Below are 23,948 nucleotides of genomic sequence, written 5' to 3'. Positions count from 1 at the left end.
GTGAGCAAGGCATTATCCTTTGGAAAGGATTTTTAATTAGTCGTGAACGTCGTTCCTTCCTTTCCGTCATTCAATTGAATGCCTGCAGCAGCGAGCTCGTCACGAATCTTGTCAGATGTCGCGAAATCTTTATTTGCTCTTGCTTCCTGTCTTAATTGGATCAAAAGTTCCACAGCACCTGAAAGTTTCTCTGTACCACTTTCTGATGACGTAGCGTTGACCAATCCTAAGACATCAAATGCGAAGGTGTGAACAGTTTTCTTTAGAAGTGTTAAATCATCTTCTGTAATGGTGGCAGTACCTTCTTTTAGTTGATTGATGAATTTAACGGCTTCAAATAAATTAGCGATAAGAATTGGCGTATTGAAGTCGTCATTCATCGCCTCGTAACACTTTTGACGCCATTCCTCAATATTGAATGTTGAGGTAGTGGATGAGGTCAATTCATCTAAAATGTTAATGGCATCCATCAACCTGAAAAAACCTTTCTCGCTTGCTAAAAGTCCGTTATTGGTAAAATCCAAGATACTTCTATAATGCGCCTGAAGCATAAAAAATCTTGCAACACTTGGCGTAAAGGCCTTAGTGATGTGGGGATTGTCTCCTGAGAAAATCTCCGTCGGTAAAATAAAATTGCCAGTAGATTTTGCCATCTTTTTGCCGTTCATAATCAACATATTGGCATGCATCCAATAATTGACCGGAGCTTTATTATTACAAGCTTCAGCTTGTGCAATTTCACATTCGTGATGCGGGAATTTCAAATCCATTCCTCCACCATGAATATCGAATTGTTCACCCAAATATTTCGTGCTCATTGCCGTACACTCTAAATGCCAGCCTGGGAAACCATCACTCCATGGCGACGGCCAGCGCATAATATGTAATGGTTCGGCTTTTTTCCAAAGGGCAAAGTCCTGCGGGTTTTTCTTATCGCTCTGACCATCAAGTTCACGGGAATTGTGCATTAGATCCTCAACGTTTCTTTTGCTTAAAATTCCGTAAGGCTTGGTTTCATTATATTTTAAAACATCAAAATATACAGAGCCATTGATTTCATAGGCCAATCCTTTTTCAAGAATGACTTTGATGATTTCGATCTGTTCGATGATATGTCCCGTTGCTGTTGGTTCAATGCTTGGAGGTGAAAAATTGAATTTATTAAGGATGTTGTGAAAATCAACAGTATAGCGCTGTACAACTTCCATAGGTTCAATTTCTTCTAAACGTGCTCTTTTGGCGATACGATCTTCTCCAACGTCGGCATCATTTTCCAAATGTCCAGCATCTGTAATATTTCGTACATATCGAACTTTGTAACCCAAATGCTTTAGATATCTAAAAATCACATCAAAAGACATAAATGTTCTCACATTTCCCAAATGCACATTGCTATAGACAGTAGGACCACATACGTACATGCCTACATAGCCTTCGCTTATTGGTGTAAAGGTCTCTTTTTCTCCTGATAAGGAATTGTATATTTTTATATGATTGTCTTTGTAAAGTGGCATCGGTCTTTTAAGTTTTGATTAAATTAAAAATCAGTGTCTAATTTGATATAATCTAAAAATTCACGACGGGTTTCTGGATTTTTAAACTGGCCACCAAACTCTGAAGTCACTGTGCTGCTTGCTACGTCTCTAATCCCACGTGAGTTGACGCATAAATGTTTGGCATCCATGACGCAGGCTACATCCTCAGTACCAAGTGCTTGTTGCAATTCGTTCACTATTTGAATAGTGAGACGCTCTTGCACTTGAGGTCGCTTGGCATAATAGTCAACAATTCTATTCATTTTAGAAAGTCCTATCACGGTGCCGTTGCTAATATATGCCACATGTGCCTTGCCTACTATGGGTAGTAAATGGTGTTCACAAGTGGAATACACGGTGATGTTTTTTTCAACCAACATTTCACCATATTTATATTTGTTGTCAAAGGTGGATGCACTTGGTTTTTTGTCAGGACTCAAACCGCCAAATATTTCTTTAACAAACATTTTTGCGACACGTAGGGGTGTTCCTTTAAGACTATCGTCATTAAGATCGAGACCTAGTGTTTCCATGATGTGTCTCACATCGTCCTTGATAATGTCTATTTTCTCGTCAGGAGTAAGTTTAAAAGCGTCACTACGCATGGGTGTGTCTGCTGAGCTGCCCACATGGTCATCACCAAAGGCATCAATATCTTGAATGTTTTTATCTGTTTTCATAGTCGTTTTGTAAATCGATCAACGTCACAAACTCTGTTAAAGGAGCAATTTTAGATGAAATAAGGTGCAAAGATAAACAAAAATAAAACCATAACATTAGGTTGCCTGTATTATTGCTTTTGCATATTCTCGGATTTTTAATGCCGTAATTGCTATGGGAATCAATCCATACAATTCCTATACTTTTAAAAATTGAAAGTGGTGCCAAATTGAAAAAGCACTCTCTTTTGGAGAATGCTTTTTGCAATATTGTTGAGACAAGAGTCTTATAAACTAAACGCTAAGGTCAGTGTGAAATTAGAGTTTTTGGTGTCAATGTAAGCGGCATCTGTTAGGCCAACTGCATATAACTGTTGGTTATATTCTCTTTGCGCGTGATCATAGGCAACATCTAATTTGACATTTCCAAAATTAAACCCTAAGCCCAAAGAGTATCCATTTAAATCGCCATAAAAGGAGTTGTTTTCATAAGGGCTTTCTTCAAATCGGTAACCCCCTCTAAGGCTTACTTGCTTAATTCTATATTCACCACCAACTCTGTAAGTAGAAGCATTTTTTAAAGTGCTGCTGATAATGCTATTCTGAGTAGAGAAATAAGCATCAGATGTCGGTTTGAATTTTGTGTTTCCGTAGTTTTTTAGAGAATAATCAAAACTAATCAAGCCTTGGTCGCCAAATATATAAGCCAAACTTCCAGTGACTTTTCCTGGGGTTTGTAGTTTGTAATCTGGATAGACGTTGACAACATAAGGATCGATAATGACAGAACTAGCATCATTCATTATAGTTCCAAGATATTGTGTAGTCTCTTCCGAAATCGTGTACCAAGTAGGGGAATTATAAGACAATCCTGCACGTAAATCATCATTTATTTTTGCAATCGCACCCAATTGAAATGAAAACCCACTACCTATTGTAGACAATGCATTTTGAAACCTAACATCCCTCACCAAAGAACCAGAATTGTTGTTGGTTTCATGGATGTCGGTAAATTTATCGTAATTGATAAAATGAGAATTCAAATTCAGTCCAAAGTAAAAGTTGTCGCCGTATTGTGTGGATGCATTAAAGCTGAATTTTCCGTTAAATCCTGAAGCAGCATAGATGTATCCTTGATCAAAGTTGTTTCCAACAATATTGGAAGTGTATGAAGTATTGTCGTCGGTGTCCATACCTGGCTCAAGAATATAAGACTCGTAACCCAAAAAGGCTTGCTGGTTGGCAAATCCATAAAGCCTATTGATTTCTGAATAGGCGGTGGATAAACTCTCGTTATCAAGAGCGGAAATCTGGTCCAGTCTTAATCCTTGGGCGTGCCCAAGAAAATAATCGCCAATGGATTTGGAGTTTGTATTAACACCCCTAACATTCCAAGAATTCTCGAAATTGGATATTTTGTCGTAGGCAACCCCTAGTGAGAATTTCTTCCAAGGAGAATTAGGATTTGTATTGTTAAAGACAAATGCTGCTCCCGTTTGATTTAAGTCAAATTTGGAATCTGATGAGGAACTCGCGCCGTTGAAATAATTAATGTCGTTTTTAGTGCCTAAATTTGATACGGATATCGAGGCATGGCTCGTAGTGAAAATTGACGATCCCGCAGGATTGATGCTCACGGCAGACATATCCCCACCAAGCGCTCCAAATGCACCACTCATACTTCTAAATCTTGCAGTTCCCTGGACTTCATCTTGTGAATATCTCACGGCGTCAGTGATGTCCTGAGCCATAATACTGGACATAGATAGGGCCGCTATGAACAGTAAATTTAACTTTTTCATATATTAATTTTTTTGTATTCTGAGTTTTCTAACTACCACCGCGTCTTGATGATCCACTAGAACTTCTTGCGGGAGCGGGAGAAGAAGATCTTGATGGAGCGCTACTCCTTACGGCCGGAGCCGATGAAGAGCTAGAGCGTGATGGTGCTGTGTAATTTGAATTGCTCCTTGAACTTGGTGTAGAAACATTATTCCCACCACCTCTCGTGTTGCCACCACTTCTTCTCGTGCCAGAATTATTAGATCTGGTTCGTGTTGCAGGTCGAACATTTCTATTTGTATTGGTTCTTGTAGCTGGTTGAACCTTTCTTCTATTGGTGTTGGTTCTTGTAGCCGGTTGAGTGTTTCTGTTTGTATTTGTTCGAGTTCTGGTATCTGTAGAAGAGCGATTAACACTATTAGAACTTCGTCTATTGATCGTGCTGTTTACAGAATTATCTCTTGAACTTCTATTTGAAGAGTTAATTGTACTACGTCTTCCAATATTCGAATTGTTTAAACTCGAGTTGTTTCTGTTTAAAGTAGATGAACGATTTACGTTTGAATATACACTTCCACGTCTTCCCTGACTATAGGATACATTTCGACTGTTGCGATAATAATTGTTGTAATAAGGATAATGTCCATAGCCATAATTATGTCCGTAACCGTAGCCATACCCAAATCCGTAGCCATATCCATATCCATAGTAAGGGTAATATCCTGGGTAATAGCCATAGGAATAAAAAGGATTATAGAAACCCGAATAGCCCCAACCTGAGTAACCCCATCCACTATATGGGTAATAGCCAAATCTGCTATATGGGTACCAACCTGCGTTATTGTAATACACGTTTATATCCACATTTTGACTGTTCTGACCCCATCCAGCGTAGCCGTCTTCATATTGGATATCATCATTTTCGTCAGAATAGTTTCCTTGATAATCGTCAATATTGGTAAAAATAACATTGTCATTATGAGCTATTTGCTCAAATTGTTGTGATTTCTGTCCGAAAAACTCTTTGTAATAACTATTGTTATTAACTGGAGCATCTTCATAGTAGACTTCGTACTGTGGGACTTCAGAGCTGTAAATACCATCATTTTCATAACCAGCGTACTGGTATGATCCACAAGAAGCTAATAAGAAAAGTAAGCTTAGTGCAACAAAAAATGGCAACCTGCGATATAAGTAAGTTTTAAATTGCATATCTATTTGTTTTTATTGTTGAACATTACAAAAATAGTTAGTTTTGTCGAACTATTTATTTATTTAACATAAGCACAACTTTTGTGCCAAAACCCAGGTAATGAGTAAAAATCTTACAAGTAGAGCGGAAGACTATTCCAAATGGTACAACGAGTTGGTCGTAAAGGCCGATTTAGCTGAGAACTCCGCAGTTAGAGGCTGTATGGTCATTAAGCCTTACGGCTATGCAATTTGGGAAAAAATGCAGGCAGAATTGGACAGGATGTTCAAAGAAACGGGGCATCAAAATGCTTATTTTCCTCTTTTTGTACCGAAAAGCTTATTTGAAGCAGAAGAAAAGAATGCCGAAGGTTTTGCTAAAGAGTGTGCTGTGGTAACCCATTACCGTTTACAAAATGATCCCGATAACCCAGGTAAGTTACGAGTGGATCCGGAAGCTAAATTGGAAGAAGAGCTTGTGGTGCGCCCAACTAGTGAAGCCATTATTTGGAGTACATATAAGGGATGGATCCAAAGCTATAGAGATTTGCCAATCCTGATCAACCAATGGGCCAATGTGGTGCGTTGGGAAATGCGTACGCGCTTATTTTTGAGAACTGCAGAGTTTTTATGGCAAGAAGGACATACAGCTCATGCAACCAAGTCAGAAGCTTTGGCTGAAGCACAATTAATGAATCAGGTTTATGCTGATTTTGCTGAAAACTTCATGGCAATTCCTGTAATCCAGGGCGTAAAGACCGAAAGTGAACGTTTTGCCGGTGCTGAAGAGACTTACTGTATTGAGGCATTGATGCAAGATGGAAAAGCGCTACAGGCAGGAACATCTCATTTCTTGGGACAAAATTTCGCCAAGGCTTTTGATGTAAAATTCACAAACAATGAAGGCAAGCTGGATTATGTATGGGCGACTTCTTGGGGTGTTTCTACACGTTTGGTCGGCGCCTTGATCATGACGCACAGTGATGATAAAGGGCTTGTTCTGCCTCCTAATTTGGCACCAATACATGTAGTGATTGTGCCTATTCATAAAACAGATGAGCAATTGGAGGAGATTGGTGTTGTGGCAAAGAATTTAATAAATGAATTTAAGAAAAAAGGAATCAGTTATAAGTATGATGATCGCACAACACATCGTCCTGGAGCGAAATTCGCACAATATGAATTGCAGGGCGTCCCGTTGAGAATAGCTATAGGTCCGAAGGACTTAGAGAATAAAACGGTAGAGCTAGCCAGAAGAGACACTTTATCCAAAGAAAATATGCCTCTTGAAGGATTGGTTGATAAAATTGACGATTTGCTCATTGAAATTCAGGACACATTATATAAAAAGGCATTAGATTTTAGAAATTCGCATATTACTGAGGTGGACACTTTTGAGGAGTTTAAAACTGTATTGGAGACCAAGACTGGCTTTGTTTCAGCGCATTGGGATGGAACTCCTGAAACCGAAGACAAGATAAAGGAACTCACAAAAGCAACCATAAGATGCGTGCCCTTAGATCAGAAGAAAGAAGCTGGAAGCTGTGTATTTACTGGGAAAACATCTAACGGAAGAGTGCTTTTTGCGAAGGCTTATTGAAATAAATAAAAAAAAGATTGCTAAGGTGTTGCAACATTTAAAAATAGTTGTATTTTTGCATCCGCAATGAAACAATTGTGTGTTCATTTGAAAAGTTTGCTTATTGATAAAAAATGTTATTAATTTGCACCTTGAATAAACAAATGGCCCGTTCGTCTATCGGTTAGGACGCCAGGTTTTCATCCTGGTAAGAGGGGTTCGATTCCCCTACGGGCTACAATTTTTTAAAAAGAAAGAAAGAAAATGGCAAATCATAAGTCAGCATTAAAAAGAATCAGAAGTAGTGAGTCAAAGCGTTTAACCAACAGGTATAAACACAGAACTACCCGTAACGCTATTAAAAAGTTACGTGAAATGGAGAATGCACAGGAAGCACAAGCGATGCTCCCTTCGGTTTCAGCTATGATTGATAAATTAGCTAAGAAGAATATTATTCATAATAATAAAGCGGCTAACTTGAAGTCTGGTTTGGCTAAGCACGTTGCTTCTTTGTAAAACATAAGAAATTTAGTTTCTATAGAGAAAATCCATTCTTAGTGAATGGATTTTTTTGTGTCCTATATTGATGAACTTTTATCAATTAGACATAAAAAAGCCCCAAATTAAAATATGGGGCTTTGCTATTTTATGTTCTGAATGATTTCTTATCCATTCATCGACACTAAAAACTCTTCGTTGTTTTTGGTCTTCTTGAATCTGTCGTTGATAAACTCCATAGCTTCTACAGGATTCATGTCGGCAAGGTATTTACGCATCACCCACATTCTTTGAATGGTGTTCTCATCTAATAAAAGATCGTCTCTACGCGTGCTTGAAGATGTTAAATCGATAGCAGGGAAAATACGACGGTTAGATATTTTTCTATCCAACTGTAATTCCATATTACCTGTTCCTTTAAATTCCTCGAAGATTACTTCATCCATTTTAGAACCTGTTTCTGTTAAGGCTGTAGCGATAATGGTCAATGATCCGCCATTTTCAATATTACGTGCCGCTCCAAAGAAACGTTTTGGTTTGTGTAAGGCATTGGCGTCAACACCACCACTCAATATTTTTCCAGAAGCAGGTTGAACTGTATTATAAGCTCTTGCCAAGCGTGTGATGGAATCTAAAAGAATAACGACATCGTGTCCGCATTCTACCAAGCGTTTTGCTTTTTCTAAAACGATATTGGCAATTTTAACGTGTTCATGAGCTTCCTTGTCAAAGGTTGATGCAATAACCTCACCGCGGACGTTTCGTTGCATATCAGTGACCTCTTCAGGGCGTTCATCAATCAGTAAGATCATTTGATATACTTCTGGATGGTTCGCAGCAATAGCGTTTGCAACATCCTTTAAAAGCATGGTTTTACCTGTTTTTGGTTGTGATACAATCATACCACGCTGTCCTTTTCCGATAGGTGAAAACAAATCCATGATTCGTGTAGAAATCGTGCTCTGTCTTTCAGCAATATTGAATTTTTCCTGAGGAAACAATGGCGTTAGATGTTCAAAAGATACACGGTCTCTAACAACTTCTGGTCTCTGACCATTAATTTTGCTCACCTTAATTAAAGGAAAATATTTTTCGCCTTCTTTTGGAGGTCTTACATGTCCAAGAACAGTATCTCCGGTTTTTAGACCAAATAATCTGATTTGAGATTGAGAGACATAAATATCGTCAGGGGAGGAGAGGTAATTATAATCTGAAGAGCGCAAAAACCCGTAGCCATCTTGCATGATATCCAGCACGCCTTCACTTTCAATAATTGCATCAAATTCGAAATCAGGTTCTCTATAACGGTTTCTATTGTCTTTATTCCCGTTATTTACTTTAGAAGAAGAATGATTGTTGCTGTCGCGATTATGGTTCTGATCTTTAGAAGATGATTTATTCCCGTTGCTATCACTCGAACGCTGTTGTCTGTTGTCTTTAGCCTGGGGTTTGTTGGTGTCTTTTTCTTTTGGAGTGTGTTGTTTTTTCTCCCTGTGCTCTGCACTTTTAACGCTAGGGTTTTCTCTTTTAGGAGTATCAGAAGCGTCGGTTGAGGATTTGGCCTTAGGTGCTGGGGCTTTAGGGGCTACAGCTTTAGGTTCAGGCTTTTTAACTTCGGGCTTTTTTGCTTCAGTTTTTTCCTCGGGTAATTCCATTTTTTGTTGTGACTTATCCGAAGCAGGCTTTTTTACAACACGCTCTCGTTTTTTCTTTTGAGGAGGTGTCGATGTTTTTGGGGCTTCAGCCTTAATGTCTGTTTTAGTGTCAGTGATGGCTCCGATTTCAGTTTTCACCACTTCCGGATTTGCCGCTTGTAAGTCCAAGATTTGATAGACCAAATCTAATTTTTTAAGCGAACGGTACTTAGGTACATTTAACTTTTGAGCTATTTCCTGTAAATCAGAAAGCTTCTTTTCTTTTAATTGCGAAATTTCAAACATGTATGTTTATGAATATTAGTGTAAAATTGAAATTGGATTCGTTCCGAATCTATTTTAGAGATTAAGAAGAGGAAAAAACCGAATGTAATTTTGAAGATTTAACAGCTTATTACTCTGTGAGTAACACAATGTTGTTGCAATAATACAATTTTATTTTAAAAATAACTGTATGATTTAAAAAGAAACTGTTAATTTTGGCTTTTAATTTTTCAGATCAATACATGTTACAGCGCATTCAGACAGTTTATTTACTTATAGCAGCCATTTTTTCATGTGGTTTGATATTTGTATTCCATTTGTGGACCAACGCACAGGATGTGCCTGTGTACGCAAAAGATAATATGATGTATTTGGCTATGTTTTTTGGATCTGCTGCCTTATCTTTGATTTCTATATTTAATTATAAAAACAGGAAGTTCCAATTTGTTTTGGGGCGACTTAATATCATATTGAACTTTATTTTATTAGGATTATTTCTGTATCTATTGCTAATGGCGCCTGGAGAGAGTGAAATTTCAGAGAAAGGCGTTGGGATTTTCATTCCTATTTTTTCTATCGTGTTTTTGGTGTTAGCCAACAAGGCCATAAAAAAGGATGAAGATCTTGTAAAATCTGTTGATAGATTGCGATAAACCTATTATCTTAATTTTTTTAGTGCGTAAACCCGAGGTGAAGATCTCGGGTTTTTTTAGTGAAACTCATTTTTGAAAAGTCCAGAGGACGCATTCAAAAATGTAAGTTGAACTAATCCCGCTTTTGGGCGGGATCTCAAAGTTCTTTATCACCATCTATAGTTGTTGAAAGCCAAAGGCGCATTGAACGAGGCCTCCCTTAATCCCTCCAAAGGAGGGAAACTGTTGCGCAGTGCTAAATCGAGTTTTTATACTATAATAAGGCACATTAAAAATCACCTAATTTTCTGAAATCTAATAGCTGGAACACTGATGACACTGAATTTTTTGATTTTTGCTGATATCTTGATGAAAATCATTGAAAATCTGCTCAACCTGCGTCATCAGTGTTCTATTCTATTGATCAATCTCACTTCTTAAACTCAATCACCTCCAAATTATCAATCTTGCTACCATCAATCGTAAAGCGCAGCATCGTTCTGACCTGTTGAAAACCATGTTTGCCGATGGCCCCTGGATTCATGTGGAGCAGATTCAATTTTTTGTCCGGCATGACCTTAAGAATGTGCGAATGGCCACAAATAAAAAGCTTGGGCGGATTTTGGTAAAGCAATTCTCGTACACGTTGTGTGTACTTTCCAGGATAACCGCCGATATGAGTGATGAAAACGTCCACGTCTTCACACATAAATCGGTTGTTTTCTGGGAATTCCATTCGGGCTTTTGTATCGTCAATATTACCGTAAACTGCTCTAAGAGGTTTTAGTTTTTTTATCGTATCCGTAACTTTCAAATCGCCAATATCGCCAGCATGCCATACTTCATCTGCTTGTTTCACATATTTTAGAATATCGTCATCAATATAACTGTGGGTGTCTGATAGGAGAAGGATTTTTTTCAAAATAGGGTTTTCTGTATTTTTGAATTCTTAAATCAACAATCGTTTAATCATCAATCTTAAATAACTAACTTTGCAACGCACAAAAATAGTGATAAAGACATTAAACTATCGGTAAGTCATGTATAATCCTATTTTCAAATTTTAGTTTATTTTATCAATGGGTTTATAGCCCTTACATCTAAATAAGCTTTCAAATCTATCAAAGTCGCCTTGAGATATTTTATCGAATTTTCATACAACGGAAAAGCCTATCATGGTTGGCAGAAACAGCCCAATGCCGTTTCAGTGCAACAGGTTTTGGAACACGCGTTGACCACGTTGTTGAGGTCTCCTATTAAAGTTATGGGCGCAGGCCGTACGGATGCGGGCGTGCATGCTGCTCAAATGTATGCCCACTTTGATATGGAAGAGCCTTTTGATATCGATGTCTTGGTTTATAAGATTAATTGGTTTTTGCCTCACGACATTGCCGTACATCGTATTTTTGAAGTTCGAGATAAAGCACATGCAAGATTTAATGCGCTTAGCAGAACCTATCACTATCGAATTTCGAATACCAAGAATGTCTTTACACATGATTTTGCATATAAAATCCATTTACCTTTAGATCTGGATAAAATGAATGAAGCATGTAAAATATTAATGCAGTATAATGAGTTTCAATCTTTTTCTAAAAGTAATACGGACGTGAAAACGTATTTTTGTGACATTAAAGAAGCGTATTGGGAGCTAAAAGATACCGAATTGACATTTGTTATTACCGCCGATCGTTTTTTAAGGAATATGGTACGTGCCATTGTGGGAACGATGGTCAATATTGGTTTGGGCAAACTTGAGGTTGATCAATTGCACGACATTATCAAATCTAAAGATAGGAGCGAAGCCGGTTTTTCAGTTCCTGCACAAGGATTATTTTTAATCCATATTGAATATCCCGAAACGATTCTTAATGCTATATAATATATGAGTGCCAAAAAGAAAACTATAGTTTATGACGTGAACCTCTTCAAGAGATTGATGCAATACATCAAGCCTTATAAACTTGTTTTTGCATCGACTTTATTATTTGTAACGGGATTGGCGATTTTTGGGGCTTTGAGACCTTATGTGTTACAACAAGCCATCGACAATCAAATTGAACTTCAAAAGTCTGATGGTTTTATGTTCTATATTATCATCATGATTGTCCTGTTGCTGTTGGAGGTCATCTGTCAATTGCTATTTATCTACAATGCCAGTTGGTTGGGGCAGTCTGTGGTAAAGGACATTAGAGTGAAACTATTCAAGCATATCATGAGTTTCCGAATGAAATATTTTGACAATTCTTCTGTAGGTGTGTTGATTACGAGGACGGTAACGGATATGGAGCGTATTTCGGATATTTTTGGAGAAGGTCTTTTTATGATTTTCAGTGATGTCTTGAAAATGTTGGTGGTTGGTGGTGTCATGATTTTCATGAACTGGAAGCTCAGTCTTTTGGTATTCACAACCTTACCCATTGTTCTTTTTGCAACCACGATCTTTCAGAAGTATATGAAAATCGCTTTTGAAGATGTCCGTAACGAAGTTTCAAATCTCAATTCCTTTGTTCAAGAGCGTGTCACGGGTATGAAAATCTTGCAGTTATTCACACGAGAAGAAACAGAATATCGAAAGTTTAAAGAAATCAATGCACGCCATAAAAAAGGCTGGTTAAAAACGGTTTGGTACAACTCCGTGTTCTTTCCTATTGCTGAGTTTTTATCATCTTTGACTTTAGGGATGGTTGTCTGGTACGGGGGACTCAATATTATTTCTGATGATTTGGCTTCTCAAGGTGATTTGTTCGCCTTCATCATGATGATTCCAATGTTGTTCAGACCTTTGAACCAAATTGCAAACAGATTTAATACGTTGCAAATGGGAATTGTGGCTGCCAATCGCGTTTTTGATGTTTTAGATACCACATCGCAAATTGATGATGCAGGTAAAATTGAAGCCGCACCTTTTAAGGGCGACATTAAATTTGAGAATGTACATTTTTCATATATTGATGATGAAGAGGTTTTAAAGGACATATCTTTCGATGTTAAATCAGGGCAGACCATTGCTATTGTTGGTGCTACTGGAGCAGGAAAATCAACCATTATCAACTTATTGAACCGTTTTTACGATATTCAAAAAGGAAAAATTTGTATTGATGAAGTGGATATAAAGGAAATGACCTTAACCTCGTTAAGAGCTCAAATTGCCGTGGTGCTCCAGGATGTATTCCTTTTTGCCGATACCATTTTAAATAATATTACTTTAAACAATCCAGATATTACGGAAGAAGATGTGCAAAAAGCGGCCAAAGATATTGGGATTCATGAGTTTATAATGAGTTTGCCCCACGGGTACCATTATAACGTTAAAGAACGTGGCGTGATGCTGTCTTCTGGGCAGCGACAATTGATTTCTTTTTTAAGAGCTTATGTGACCAATCCGAGTATCCTGATTTTGGACGAAGCGACCTCTTCCGTAGATTCCTATTCTGAGCAGTTAATGCAAGTGGCTACTGAGAAAATCACAAAAGACAGAACATCCATAGTCATCGCCCATCGCTTGGCAACGATTCAAAAAGCGGATAGCATTATTGTGATGGATGCCGGGCGCATTGTGGAGCAGGGCACGCATAAGGAATTACTTCAAAATGAAAATGGCTACTACAGAAATTTATATGAAGTACAGTTCTTGAAAAATGAGGCGGTGTAATCTTTAAGTTGAATTCTCTAATATTTACCTTGGAGTCTTTTTTTCAAAGGGATTTTATTGACCTCTGGTTTGACAAGCTGAACGCTCTATACTATTACGCCAAATCTTTTTTGATCATCTCAATGAGTTCCGCATTGTCCTTGAACATCACAAATTCACCGTTCTTTATATAAGAAATCTGTCCGGTTTCCTCACTTACGGCAATGGCCAGGGCATCGGTTTTTTCAGTAATCCCAACAGCTGCTCGATGTCGCAGTCCAAAACGTTGTGGAATGCTCCTTTCACTACTGACAGGAAGAATGACTCGAGTGGCTTTTACAATATTGCTTGCAATGACAATGGCGCCATCGTGCAATGGGCTATTTTTAAAAAAGATACTTTCAATGATTGGTTGGGTGACGGCAATATTCATCTCATCTCCAGAACTGGTTAAAAAGTCCAAGTTGTTATTGCGCTCAATAACAATCAGTGCTCCTGTTCTGGTTGAAGCCATTTTTTTGCATGCAGAAATGATAACATCAACATCGGTTTGTACTTGACCTTCAGTTTTTAGAAAATTGAGATGTCTTAAGAATTTTCGTTTATTTCCAAAATTGGTAGAACCAACCATCAACAGGAATTTTCTTATTTCAGGTTGAAAAACAACAATTAACGCAATAATACCAACGTCCATAAAACCGCTAAAGATTGAACTCAGCAGGCCCATTTTAAGAAATGCCGTCAACTTCCAAACAAAATAGATGATGATGATGCCAATAAATATATTGATGGCAACAGTGCCTTTTATAAGCTTATAGACATAATATAAAAGTATGGCAACGAGGAAAACATCAATAAAATCTATAATCCCGAAATCCCAAAAATTAAGCTCGTCCAATCCAAAAAATGTTTTTGTAAAATTAAAAAATTATGGCTAATAAATGAATTCGTTTTCATTTATGGTCACATTAGGCGATTCTATTTTAGAAAGTGTTGATTTGAAGGTGATATAGTCCTGAAAGGTTAATTGATCATTGATACTCAGGACTAAATCGTATTCTGTTCCATTTGGTAAGGAATCGAGATCATTTTTGAGGGTCTTCAATGTTGATTTTTTGATGATGGAATCATTATAAAGCGTCACAAATTTAATGTCATTTGGAGCCTTAAAATCCAAGATCAGTCGTTTTTCTTTAGAATTATAATAATCTGACGATACGTTTGGAAGAATGGAATTCATCTTGTAGATGATATGGGTGAAATCTAAAAAACCTAAGTTTTGAATACTGGTATCATTACAGGTAAAATAATTTTTGGAATTTTCATTTTTGTGAACTTCAGCATTCCGCTTTTTGTCCTGTAATAAGATGACTTTCGGAATAACTTGACCTAAAGTGAGTCTTTTATCGATATTGACAAGCCAATTGGTCGTGCTGATGACATTGTTTCTATTGAGTTCAAGGCTGTCTGCTTTAGTTTCATCATAAAAAATATAGATTGGAGAAATATCGAGGACTTCAGTAATATCCGCATGGTCAATTTCAGGAAGTAAGACTGTTTTTTCGTGGTTACACGAAAAAATTAAGAGCAGTAATAATAGAGATAAATGTTTCATGGATTATTAGTTTAATTGCTGCGTCAGTTCAATACATTCCTTAGCTTCCTTGACATCATGGACTCTTAAGATTGAAGCATTTTTATAGAGGGCGAGCGTGTTTAAAACCGTAGTGCCATTAAGGGCTTGGGCTGCCGATGTATGAAGTGGTTTATAGATCATTGATTTTCTGGAAAATCCAACTAAAAGAGGTTTTTCCAACATTTTAAATAGTTCCAAATTCTTTAATAGTTCATAATTCTGGGCAGTTGTTTTTGAAAATCCAAATCCAGGATCCACAATCACATCCACAATACCTAATGCTCTGGCTACAGCAATGCGTTCAGAAAAGTAAAATAGTATCTCCTTTGTCAAATGCTCATAAGTAATATTTTGTTGCATATTTTGTGGCGTGCCCTTCATATGCATCATAATATAAGGAATTTTTAGTTCAGCAACAGTGTTCAGCATATTCTCGTCCATTTTCCCAGCGGAGATGTCATTGATCATAGAAGCACCAGCGCTTATAGCTTGTTTGGCGACTTCGCTTCTAAAGGTATCAACAGATATTAAAACATTTGGGAAGGCATCTGTCAAAAGTTTTATAATTGGAAGCAGTCTTTGCGATTCTTCAGTTTCTGAAATATGTACGGCATTTGGTCTAGAACTATAGGCGCCTATGTCGATAAAATCAGCACCTTCGTTAAGCATCTTGTCTGTTTGCTTTAAAATATCAGCGTCATTTTTGTAAAGGCCGCCATCATAAAAAGAATCAGGAGTAAGATTAAGAATCCCCATGACTTTGGGAATGGTCAAATCAATAAGTTGCCCTTTACAATTGATGGTCATGAGGTTGATTCTGATTTCTATGTTCAAATTTCAAAGTTATGAGGGATATAAAGTCAAATCTATAGATATTCACTAAAATATAATTTTATATCTGGAAAACTTTGAACCCTGAACTTTGAACTCTGAACTATTTAGGCGAAATTTACGCAAAATTACCAATTTTCTATGCAAGATACCTCAAAACAATACGATGCTGTTATTGAAAAATGCAGAAATCTCTTTGTTGATAAAATGTCGGATTATGGAAGTGCGTGGCGCATTTTGAGGCTCCCATCCTTAACCGATCAAATTTTTATAAAAGCACAACGCATACGAGGCTTACAACAAAATGTTGAGCGTAAGGTAGATGAAGGTGAGGAGAGTGAGTTTATAGGCATCATCAATTATTGTACTATGGCCTTGATTCAATTGGAAAAAGGAGTGGTTGAAAAACCAGATATGTCTGTGGCAGTCGCCACCAAACTTTACGATGAAAAAATAGCGTTGACTAAAGAATTGATGATGAACAAAAATCATGACTATGGTGAGGCATGGCGAGATATGAGAGTTAGTAGTTTGACTGATCTCATCTTGCAAAAACTCTTAAGAGTAAAACAAATTGAAGACAATGCAGGCAAAACGTTGGTAAGTGAAGGTATTGACGCCAATTATCAGGATATGATCAATTATGCTGTCTTTGCCTTAATTCATTTGAACGAAAAATTATAAGTATAGCACTATTTACAATCTCCGATTGGAGTTTGGAATTTTTAACTTTCGAAATTTTATGAAATATTTAGTAGGCATCAGTAGAGTATTTGTAGGCGTCCTTTTTATCATATCAGGCTTTGTGAAACTTAATGACCCCTTGGGTTTCTCCTATAAGCTTCAAGAATATTTTGGCACTGACGTCCTGAATCTGCCGTTTTTGGAACCTTATGCCTTGGGAATTGCCGTAATAGTCGTTGTTTTTGAAGTGGTATTGGGTATCTTTTTGCTCATTGGTTATAAACCGAAATTCACGGTGTGGAGCTTGTTGCTCATGATTGTTTTCTTCACCTTTTTGACTTTTTACTCTGCCTATTTTGATAAAGTAAAGGATTGTGGGTGTTTTGGAGATGCCATGCCTATGACGCCATGGCAGAGTTTTACTAAAGACATTGTTTTATTGTTCTTTATTCTAATTCTCTTTTTCGGTGTTAAACATATTAAACCAATTTTCAGCAAATTAGGTACCACTGTTGTAGCACTTGTAGGTTTTCTTGCCTCACTTTCGTTTGCGTATTACGTACTTATGCATTTACCAGTCATTGATTTTAGAGCTTACAAAATAGGTGATAATCTCCAACAAAATATGGTGCTCGCGCCTGATGCAAAAAGAGCTATTATAGATTACGAGTGGACTTATACAATTAATGGCGAAGAAAAAACCTTAACAGACCGCGGACAAGGACCAGCAGAGTACGATGAGATTATTGGTGTGGAAACCAAAGAGATCCAAGCTGCAGACCTTCCCAAAATACAGGATTTTTCAATAGAATCAGAAGATGAGGATTTGACCTCCTATTTCTTGGAGAAAGATAAATTGTTGATGATTGTTGCATACAACTTAAAATCCTCCGAAAAGGAAGGTATGGTGAAATTAAAATCCTTGGCTGATGAGGCTCTTGCAAAAGGATATACCGTTATTGGGATGACCACCTCTGATGAAGCTACAAAACAAGATGTCAAGTCGACATACAACCTCGATTTTGAGTTTTATCTATGTGACGAAAAAGTATTGAAAACCATTGTACGTTCAAACCCAGGTGCGGTGATCTTAAACAAAGGGACCGTCACGCAAAAGAAACATTGGAACGACATTGAGGATTTAAAATTGTAAAATAGAATATTAACTAAAAATATAAGCTCTTTTCTCGAAAAGGACTTAAGATAGGATATGAGAAAAAACATAGTAGCAGGAAATTGGAAAATGAACAATGATTTATCGGAAACGGAAACATTGATAAGAGAACTTAAATCGCAAAACAAAATCAGCGATGCTGAGGTTATGATTGCCCCATCATTCACCAATCTATGGCAGGCGTTCAACTCATTAAAAGACAGTACAATTGAAGTGATTGCACAAAATATGCATTTCGCAGAATCTGGTGCTTACACAGGTGAGGTTAGTGCAACAATGATCAAAAGTCTTGGTGTTAAAACAGTCATTTTAGGACATAGTGAGCGTCGCGCTTATTTCAATGAAACCGATGAGCTATTGGCTAAAAAGGTTGATGCGGCCATAAAAAATGAAATGCGTGTTATTTTCTGCTTCGGTGAAGAACTGAAAGATAGAAAATCTGGAAATCATGAACATATTGTTGAAAATCAGATTAAAAATGCTTTGTTTCATTTAGAGGCGACAGCCTTTAAAAACATCGTATTGGCTTACGAACCCGTTTGGGCCATTGGTACTGGAGAAACAGCAAGTCCGGAGCAGGCGCAGGATATGCACGCCTTCATTAGAAAAACATTGGCGAGCAAATACAGCCAAGACATGGCAAATAGTGTATCTATTCTATATGGAGGAAGTTGTAAGCCATCAAACGCCAAAGAGATTTTCTCAAAACCTGATGTTGATGGTGGATTGATTGGTGGCGCTGCCCTTAATGCGGACGATTTTTTTGCCATCGTTAATTCATTTTAATCATAAATAAAACCCGTCTTAGAGTATCACATTGAAATTCAATAATACGCAAATTAGAAGTCGAATATGGCCAATAGTATTTACATAGGTTATCAATTTAAGGTAGAACCTTTGCAACCAGGAACAGAGATCCTAATTGCTGAACTGGGTTATGCGGGCTTTGAAAGTTTCGTGGAAACTGACGAGGGCGTAACGGCGTACATTCAAAAAGATGAATGGAATGAGGACATCTTAAAAGGTATCCAGATCTTGAAATCTGATGAGTTTAAGTTTTCCTATACTTTTGAAGAAATAGAACAGGTCAACTGGAACGAGGAATGGGAGAAGAATTTCAATCCCATTGTCGTTGATGATGAATGTTCTGTTCGTGCACCATTTCATGAGAAACCAAACACCAAATACGACATTGTTATTGAGCCCAAAATGAGTTTTGGTACTGGACATCATGAGACGACACATATGATGATACAGCATATTCTGAAAAACGATTTCAAGAACAAATCGGTATTGGATATGGGCTGTGGTACGGGTGTTTTGGCGATTCTTGCCGAAATGAAAGGCGCCAAACCTCTAGATGCCATTGATTATGACAATTGGTGTTATGTGAACAGTTTGGAAAATGTGGAACGAAATAATTGTGAACACATAACAGTACTGGAAGGTGATGCCAGCTTATTGCAAAATCAAAAATATGATACCATCATTGCTAACATCAACCGAAATATTCTTTTGAATGATTTGGTTTCCTATGTCAAATGCCTAAAACCAAATGGAACCATCTTTTTAAGTGGATTTTACAATCACGATATTCCAGCCATTCAGGAGGAATGCAATAAACTGGGATTGACTCACGTTGAAAGTTTGGAAAGAAATAATTGGGTTGCTTTAAAATTCGTAAATTAGCTAGCGCCCAGATAGTTGTGTTAAATTGTGCAGTTAAAGGACTGCAGACTTAAGTTTTTAAAAAAAATGAGTACTAAAGAGAAAATTCAAGAAGACCTTCTCGTTGATACCCTTGAGCAAAATCTGAATGAGATCGTCTTGTATAATGATGATGTCAATACTTTTGATTATGTCATCGATACGCTTATTTATGCGTGTGACCACACTCCGGAACAAGCAGAGCAATGTTCCATTTTAGTACATTATAAAGGGAAATGTACGGTGAAAACAGGGTCCTATGACGATCTTAAACCGCGTTGCTCCATGCTTTTGGAAGCTGGTTTAAGTGCAGAGATAATATAGTAAAAAAAACCTCAGAGTTTTTTTATATTGAAACTTTGAGGTTTTAATTTTCTATTACCCATCTGCGAAAACCTCTCATTATTCTAACAGGCTATTTCTAGCAATTCTTAAAGAAGACATTGTAAATGGTTTTTTAAGCCTTGCTCAAAACAATAAATGTTTGGACAATGCCTGACTCCATTACTTTTTGAAAATCTACAATAGGTCGTTATTTTAATGCGGAAGTTTATCTTTCAAAACGCCGTAAACATAGGTGCCAAATAGAGCCGCCAAAATAGCAATCAGAATGGTGAAAACACCAGTGCCAACCAAGATGTACATTGGTCCTGGACATGCACCAGATAAGGCCCATCCCAAACCGAAAAGCGTGCCGCCTAAAATATACCGAGTAAAGCCCTTCTCTTTATCTGGGACGCTCATTAAGCCTCCTTCAATGTTCTTGAACTTAAACTTCTTAGTGATCAGAAGTAAAATAACTCCTGTAGCAATGGCAGTGCCGATTATGCCATACATGTGAAACGATTCAAAGCGGAACATTTCGTAAATGCGATACCATGATACGGCTTCTGATTTCACCAAAATGATTCCGAATACAATTCCGACGAGTAAAAATTTTAAAAATTTCATTTGTATATATTTATTTTGAAGATCCGGTGCATTGTCCAAATTAACTTTTTAGTTAATCTATGATTTGCAAAAGGACATTTCGTGTTAACCAAAAATTAAAGGGAATAATAAGTGAATCATAATCAATCCACCAAGAAAGAAACCGACAACAGCAATTAGAGAAGGCAGTTGCAAGCTACTTAGTCCAGTAATAGCATGTCCAGAGGTACAGCCACCAGCATAACGGGTTCCGAAACCTACCAAAAATCCTCCAATGATTAAAATGGATAATCCTTTTAAGCTAAAGGCGGCATCCCAACTATACAATTCGGCCGGTAGTAGGCTTTTTCCTGCATTTTCGAAGCCTAATTTAGATAGGCTATCAACAGTTTCAGGATTCAAATCGATATTCACGGGATTGGATAATAAAAAATGTGCGATGAAGCCCCCAATGACAGCACCTAAAACGACGACAAGATTCCACCGTTGCGATTTCCAATCGAAATCAAAGAAGTCGTTATTTTTTCCTGCCCCAGCCATGGAGCAAAGAGTTCTCAGATTAGAGGACATGCCAAAAGTCTTCCCAAAATAAATAAGTGTAAACATGATCAGGGCAAGAAGTGGGCCTGAAACATACCAAGGCCAAGGTTGTAAAATGTATTCCATTAAATTATTTTTTTGCAAATGTAAGCGTCCTAACTCAGATTTGTAAGGATTGTTTGTCAAAAAACGATAGATCGGTCTGGTCTTGGTCAACATCCATCAAAATCGTATTATTTTTCATATATCTGAAATAGCTTTCTTAAAGAGCTTATGTTGAACAATTTTGTCGAATTGATATTGGAAAGAAATTCTTAAAACTTCGTGTATCTTGGTCAAAAACTAAACATTTGCAAATTTGAAATAAATTATTTGGTACTAAATTAATAAAAGTGTTATATTTGCACCCACTTTAAAAGGCCTCGTGGCGCAACTGAATAGCGCACTTGATTACGGCTCAAGAGGTTACTGGTTTGAATCCAGTCGAGGTCACTCAAAGCTATATCAAATAGCATCAAAACCACGCAAATCTTAGGATTTGCGTGGTTTCGTGGTTTTTAAGGGTTCATTTAATTTGATATGATTTGATTTAAAATGATACCTCAGAGGTTACCCCAAAATTTAAAAGGTACCTCAGGTGTATTTTAAACTAAAGCAATATCACTCAATTGTTTGTTTGATTTGACAATCGGAATTTAAGTTTAACTTAAAACGGCAACAATTATGAGAACAGTAAAAACACTTGGGATTCACTTTTGGGTCAACAAGCAAAAAGAGATTGATGGTGAAGTACTTCTGTATATGCGAATCACTATCGACAAAAAGCGTGTCAACATTAGTTTGAAACGAAAAGTCCCATTGGAACTTTGGGATTTCAAACACCGGAAGATGATTGGTAATTCCGCTAAAGCGAAAGAAATTAATAATTATTTAGAAGTTACTAAGTCAGAACTTTATAATAAGTATCAAATTCTACGCAACGATAATATTCCTATAACTGCCGAAAATCTGAAAGATGGATTTTTGCAGGAAGGAGTAGACTCAAAAACACTTCTTGAGTTACTAAGATATCATGGGCAAAAAATTGAAAACACTTTGGCTATTGGTTCCATCAGAAATTTTAAAGTAACTGAAGGTTATATTTCACGATTTTTAAAACAGAAAAAGCTAAATGATATTTCTTTATCCCGTTTGAACTACGAGTTTTTATGTGATTTCGAGAACTATTTGAATGCCTACTATCCAAAGGGGCATCCTAAGGCGATGAGCCATAATACAGTTACTAAACACATTCAACGTTTTCGAAAGGTGGTGACTCTTGCATACAATTTGGAATGGATTAAAGATGACCCTTTTCGAAGATGGAAATCTTCATTTGATAAGGTGGATAGAGAATTCCTATCTGATAGTGAGCTTTCAAAACTTGCCACACATCATTTTGAACTTGATCGTTTGGATCGTGTGAGGGATCTTTTTGTTTTCAGCAGCTACACAGGTATCTCTTATGTGGACATTCGGAATTTGACAAAGAAAAATGTCTGGATTGGTGATGATGAAGTTCATAAATGGATTACAACGTTTAGGCAAAAAACGAATACTAAAATCAAGATTCCATTGCTGTTTCGTGCTGAACAGATTCTTCTTAAATATGAGGCGCATCCGGTGACACAGTTCACGGGTAAGCTTTTGCCATCCATAACCAATGAGAAAGCCAACCTTTATCTGAAAGACATAGCCAAAGAAGTTGGAATTGAAAAAAATCTCACCTTCCACATGGCGCGGCATACGTTTGCAACAACAGTGGCATTGAGCAACGGAATGCCGATTGAAACCGTTTCAAAAATATTGGGACATTCAAAAATCACAACGACTCAAATTTATGCTCGTGTCATGGATCACAAGATAAAATCTGATATGGACGCTGTGCAAAGAAGGCTCGACAAAAAAGCGAGAAAACTTGAAGAAGAACACGAGCTGAAACTGCTACGTAAAAAAATCGCAGATGCTGAAAAGGACAAATATGCTCAGATGACAAAAGAACAACTCCTTAAGAAGTTGAGCAAAATAATGAGCGAAAAATCAGATTAGGAATAATGTGGGATTTTTTGTTGTTTCTCTTTTCTTGATGGGCAATTAACAATAGGATATTTAATTCGGCATCAGCATTTTAATATGTATGAGGTTAAAATAGAGTACCTTGAACATAACTTGGTGTATATGGGAATCGGGAAATATTTGCTGATTAGCCTATGCGATCGATGCGTCAATGGTCTATAGTTGGCAATAGGAATTACCATAGGTCATTCTCTTTTATATATTCAACACCGTTGAATGCGGCTATCTTTGCTTGGTCGATATCCTCAAATTGCTTTGTACCTATAACGTCGCCAATATTGACCTTGAACGTTTTTATGTATCTGTCTTGATAAATGACAATTAAATGATCAGTTATTTTTAAGTGTGAATTGCCTTTCTTGCTAATCTTCCATTCTTTTTTAGCCAGTTGATGCGCCTGTGGGACTAATTTCTTAATTGTTTTTCTTGCTTTTTGGGATTTACATAATCATTGGTCATTTTCTCAGCAAAGATACATCCAACTTTAAATTCCTCTCCAAAATCTATATGGCTTACAACGTATACATGCCGTATGCGTTAGTTGTTGCACATCATGCACGTTTCATACTGGGTTCCATCCGTAGATTGTCTCTCAGCTCTGATGTCATAAACTTCTTCCAATATCCCTCCCTTCTGAGGAACACCCGATATATTCCAATAATTACTCATTTTGATAAGTATCGATTTATAAGTAAATGAATTGAAGAATGATAAACTGTTGATTAATTACAACATAGGTGCGACTTTTTGTTGTTTCAAATCCCATGTTTTTTTAAAATTAAATCAATTCAATTCTCATTTTTATTTAGGAGCTATCAATTAGGATAATAAATTCTGGTGAATCACAACCTTTCTCTCATCAGAAGGGAAATTTATTCTCATACAATATACGCGCAAGTTAA

22 protein-coding genes and 2 tRNA genes are annotated in these 23,948 nt (G+C 37.0%); 13 read left to right on the top strand and 11 right to left on the bottom strand.

The window, feature by feature from the left end; genetic code table 11:
• Positions 1-32: 32 nt before the first annotated feature.
• The 4 genes from cysS to J4051_RS15975 form a co-directional block, all read right to left on the bottom strand.
• Positions 33-1,514, bottom strand: coding sequence for a cysteine--tRNA ligase (gene cysS, locus J4051_RS15990; RefSeq protein WP_208234880.1), 1,482 nt, complete (start codon positions 1,512-1,514; stop codon positions 33-35).
• A gap of 23 nt (positions 1,515-1,537) precedes the next feature.
• Positions 1,538-2,215, bottom strand: coding sequence for a GTP cyclohydrolase I FolE (folE, locus tag J4051_RS15985; RefSeq protein ID WP_208234879.1), 678 nt, complete (start codon positions 2,213-2,215; stop codon positions 1,538-1,540).
• Positions 2,216-2,481: 266 nt separating this feature from the next.
• Entirely contained in the window at positions 2,482-3,996 is a 1,515-nt protein-coding gene (locus J4051_RS15980) for an OmpP1/FadL family transporter (RefSeq protein ID WP_208234878.1), read from the bottom strand.
• 28 nt (positions 3,997-4,024) lie between these two features.
• On the bottom strand, positions 4,025-5,188 hold the full coding sequence (locus J4051_RS15975; protein WP_208234877.1) for a hypothetical protein: 1,164 nt from the start codon (positions 5,186-5,188) through the stop codon (positions 4,025-4,027).
• A 100-nt stretch (positions 5,189-5,288) separates the two neighbouring features.
• Here J4051_RS15975 and proS point away from each other — a divergent pair, with 100 nt between their 5' ends.
• The 3 genes from proS to rpsT all read left to right on the top strand — a co-directional run bounded on the left by proS (position 5,289) and on the right by rpsT (position 7,262).
• Positions 5,289-6,767 (top strand): proline--tRNA ligase, encoded by a 1,479-nt coding sequence (proS, locus tag J4051_RS15970; RefSeq protein WP_208234876.1) that lies wholly within the window; start codon positions 5,289-5,291, stop codon positions 6,765-6,767.
• A 145-nt stretch (positions 6,768-6,912) separates the two neighbouring features.
• Positions 6,913-6,984: transfer RNA gene (locus J4051_RS15965), tRNA-Glu, on the top strand.
• A gap of 26 nt (positions 6,985-7,010) precedes the next feature.
• Positions 7,011-7,262: a 30S ribosomal protein S20 gene (gene rpsT, locus J4051_RS15960; RefSeq protein WP_208234875.1), complete on the top strand. Its 252-nt coding sequence runs from the start codon at positions 7,011-7,013 to the stop codon at positions 7,260-7,262.
• A gap of 149 nt (positions 7,263-7,411) precedes the next feature.
• On the opposite strand, the gene rho is transcribed toward rpsT, so the two are convergent.
• A complete protein-coding gene (gene rho, locus J4051_RS15955) occupies positions 7,412-9,184 on the bottom strand; it encodes a transcription termination factor Rho (protein WP_208234874.1) in 1,773 nt (590 codons plus the stop codon).
• A gap of 221 nt (positions 9,185-9,405) precedes the next feature.
• Between rho and J4051_RS15950 the strand changes: the two genes are divergently transcribed.
• A complete protein-coding gene (locus J4051_RS15950; RefSeq protein WP_208234889.1) occupies positions 9,406-9,816 on the top strand; it encodes a DUF4293 domain-containing protein in 411 nt (136 codons plus the stop codon).
• A gap of 409 nt (positions 9,817-10,225) precedes the next feature.
• Here J4051_RS15950 and J4051_RS15945 read toward each other — a convergent pair whose 3' ends face one another.
• Positions 10,226-10,717: a metallophosphoesterase family protein gene (locus J4051_RS15945; protein WP_208234873.1), complete on the bottom strand. Its 492-nt coding sequence runs from the start codon at positions 10,715-10,717 to the stop codon at positions 10,226-10,228.
• Positions 10,718-10,927: 210 nt separating this feature from the next.
• Here J4051_RS15945 and truA point away from each other — a divergent pair, with 210 nt between their 5' ends.
• Both truA and J4051_RS15935 read left to right on the top strand, forming a co-directional pair.
• Entirely contained in the window at positions 10,928-11,677 is a 750-nt protein-coding gene (gene truA / locus J4051_RS15940) for a tRNA pseudouridine(38-40) synthase TruA (protein ID WP_208234872.1), read from the top strand.
• A gap of 3 nt (positions 11,678-11,680) precedes the next feature.
• A complete protein-coding gene (locus J4051_RS15935; protein ID WP_208234871.1) occupies positions 11,681-13,450 on the top strand; it encodes an ABC transporter ATP-binding protein in 1,770 nt (589 codons plus the stop codon).
• Between the two features lie 94 nt (positions 13,451-13,544).
• On the opposite strand, the gene J4051_RS15930 is transcribed toward J4051_RS15935, so the two are convergent.
• The 3 genes from J4051_RS15930 to folP are packed head-to-tail and all read right to left on the bottom strand — an operon-like array spanning position 13,545 to position 15,872.
• Positions 13,545-14,327 carry a diadenylate cyclase gene (locus tag J4051_RS15930; protein ID WP_208234870.1) on the bottom strand — a complete coding sequence of 261 codons (783 nt, stop codon included), beginning with the start codon at positions 14,325-14,327 and terminating at the stop codon, positions 13,545-13,547.
• A 36-nt stretch (positions 14,328-14,363) separates the two neighbouring features.
• Complete coding sequence (locus J4051_RS15925; RefSeq protein WP_208234869.1) at positions 14,364-15,044, bottom strand: hypothetical protein; 681 nt, start codon at positions 15,042-15,044, stop codon at positions 14,364-14,366.
• A gap of 6 nt (positions 15,045-15,050) precedes the next feature.
• A complete protein-coding gene (gene folP / locus J4051_RS15920) occupies positions 15,051-15,872 on the bottom strand; it encodes a dihydropteroate synthase (protein ID WP_208234888.1) in 822 nt (273 codons plus the stop codon).
• 165 nt (positions 15,873-16,037) lie between these two features.
• Between folP and J4051_RS15915 the strand changes: the two genes are divergently transcribed.
• From J4051_RS15915 to J4051_RS15895, 5 genes are all read left to right on the top strand, one after another.
• Positions 16,038-16,580 (top strand): DUF1599 domain-containing protein, encoded by a 543-nt coding sequence (locus J4051_RS15915; protein WP_208234868.1) that lies wholly within the window; start codon positions 16,038-16,040, stop codon positions 16,578-16,580.
• A 58-nt stretch (positions 16,581-16,638) separates the two neighbouring features.
• The gene (locus J4051_RS15910; RefSeq protein ID WP_208234867.1) at positions 16,639-17,733 is read left to right on the top strand and encodes a BT_3928 family protein; all 1,095 of its coding nucleotides are present in this window, start codon (positions 16,639-16,641) and stop codon (positions 17,731-17,733) included.
• Between the two features lie 57 nt (positions 17,734-17,790).
• Positions 17,791-18,540 (top strand): triose-phosphate isomerase, encoded by a 750-nt coding sequence (gene tpiA, locus J4051_RS15905; protein ID WP_208234866.1) that lies wholly within the window; start codon positions 17,791-17,793, stop codon positions 18,538-18,540.
• A 66-nt stretch (positions 18,541-18,606) separates the two neighbouring features.
• The gene (gene prmA / locus J4051_RS15900) at positions 18,607-19,443 is read left to right on the top strand and encodes a 50S ribosomal protein L11 methyltransferase (RefSeq protein WP_208234865.1); all 837 of its coding nucleotides are present in this window, start codon (positions 18,607-18,609) and stop codon (positions 19,441-19,443) included.
• Between the two features lie 66 nt (positions 19,444-19,509).
• On the top strand, positions 19,510-19,785 hold the full coding sequence (locus J4051_RS15895; RefSeq protein ID WP_208234864.1) for an ATP-dependent Clp protease adaptor ClpS: 276 nt from the start codon (positions 19,510-19,512) through the stop codon (positions 19,783-19,785).
• A gap of 213 nt (positions 19,786-19,998) precedes the next feature.
• Here the strand turns inward: J4051_RS15895 and J4051_RS15890 are convergent, their stop codons facing one another.
• Both J4051_RS15890 and J4051_RS15885 read right to left on the bottom strand, forming a co-directional pair.
• Entirely contained in the window at positions 19,999-20,412 is a 414-nt protein-coding gene (locus J4051_RS15890; protein WP_208234863.1) for a DUF6691 family protein, read from the bottom strand.
• Positions 20,413-20,496: 84 nt separating this feature from the next.
• A complete protein-coding gene (locus J4051_RS15885) occupies positions 20,497-21,057 on the bottom strand; it encodes a YeeE/YedE family protein (protein ID WP_208234862.1) in 561 nt (186 codons plus the stop codon).
• Positions 21,058-21,349: 292 nt separating this feature from the next.
• On the opposite strand from J4051_RS15885, the gene J4051_RS15880 reads away from it, so the two are divergent.
• Positions 21,350-21,423, top strand: a tRNA-Arg gene (locus J4051_RS15880).
• Between the two features lie 231 nt (positions 21,424-21,654).
• The gene (locus tag J4051_RS15875; protein WP_208234861.1) at positions 21,655-23,019 is read left to right on the top strand and encodes a site-specific integrase; all 1,365 of its coding nucleotides are present in this window, start codon (positions 21,655-21,657) and stop codon (positions 23,017-23,019) included.
• Positions 23,020-23,948: the final 929 nt, after the last annotated feature.

Source organism: Gelidibacter pelagius, from assembly GCF_017581925.1.
GTDB classification, from domain to species: domain Bacteria; phylum Bacteroidota; class Bacteroidia; order Flavobacteriales; family Flavobacteriaceae; genus Gelidibacter; species Gelidibacter pelagius.
This window is presented reverse-complemented; position numbering and strand designations above follow the sequence as displayed.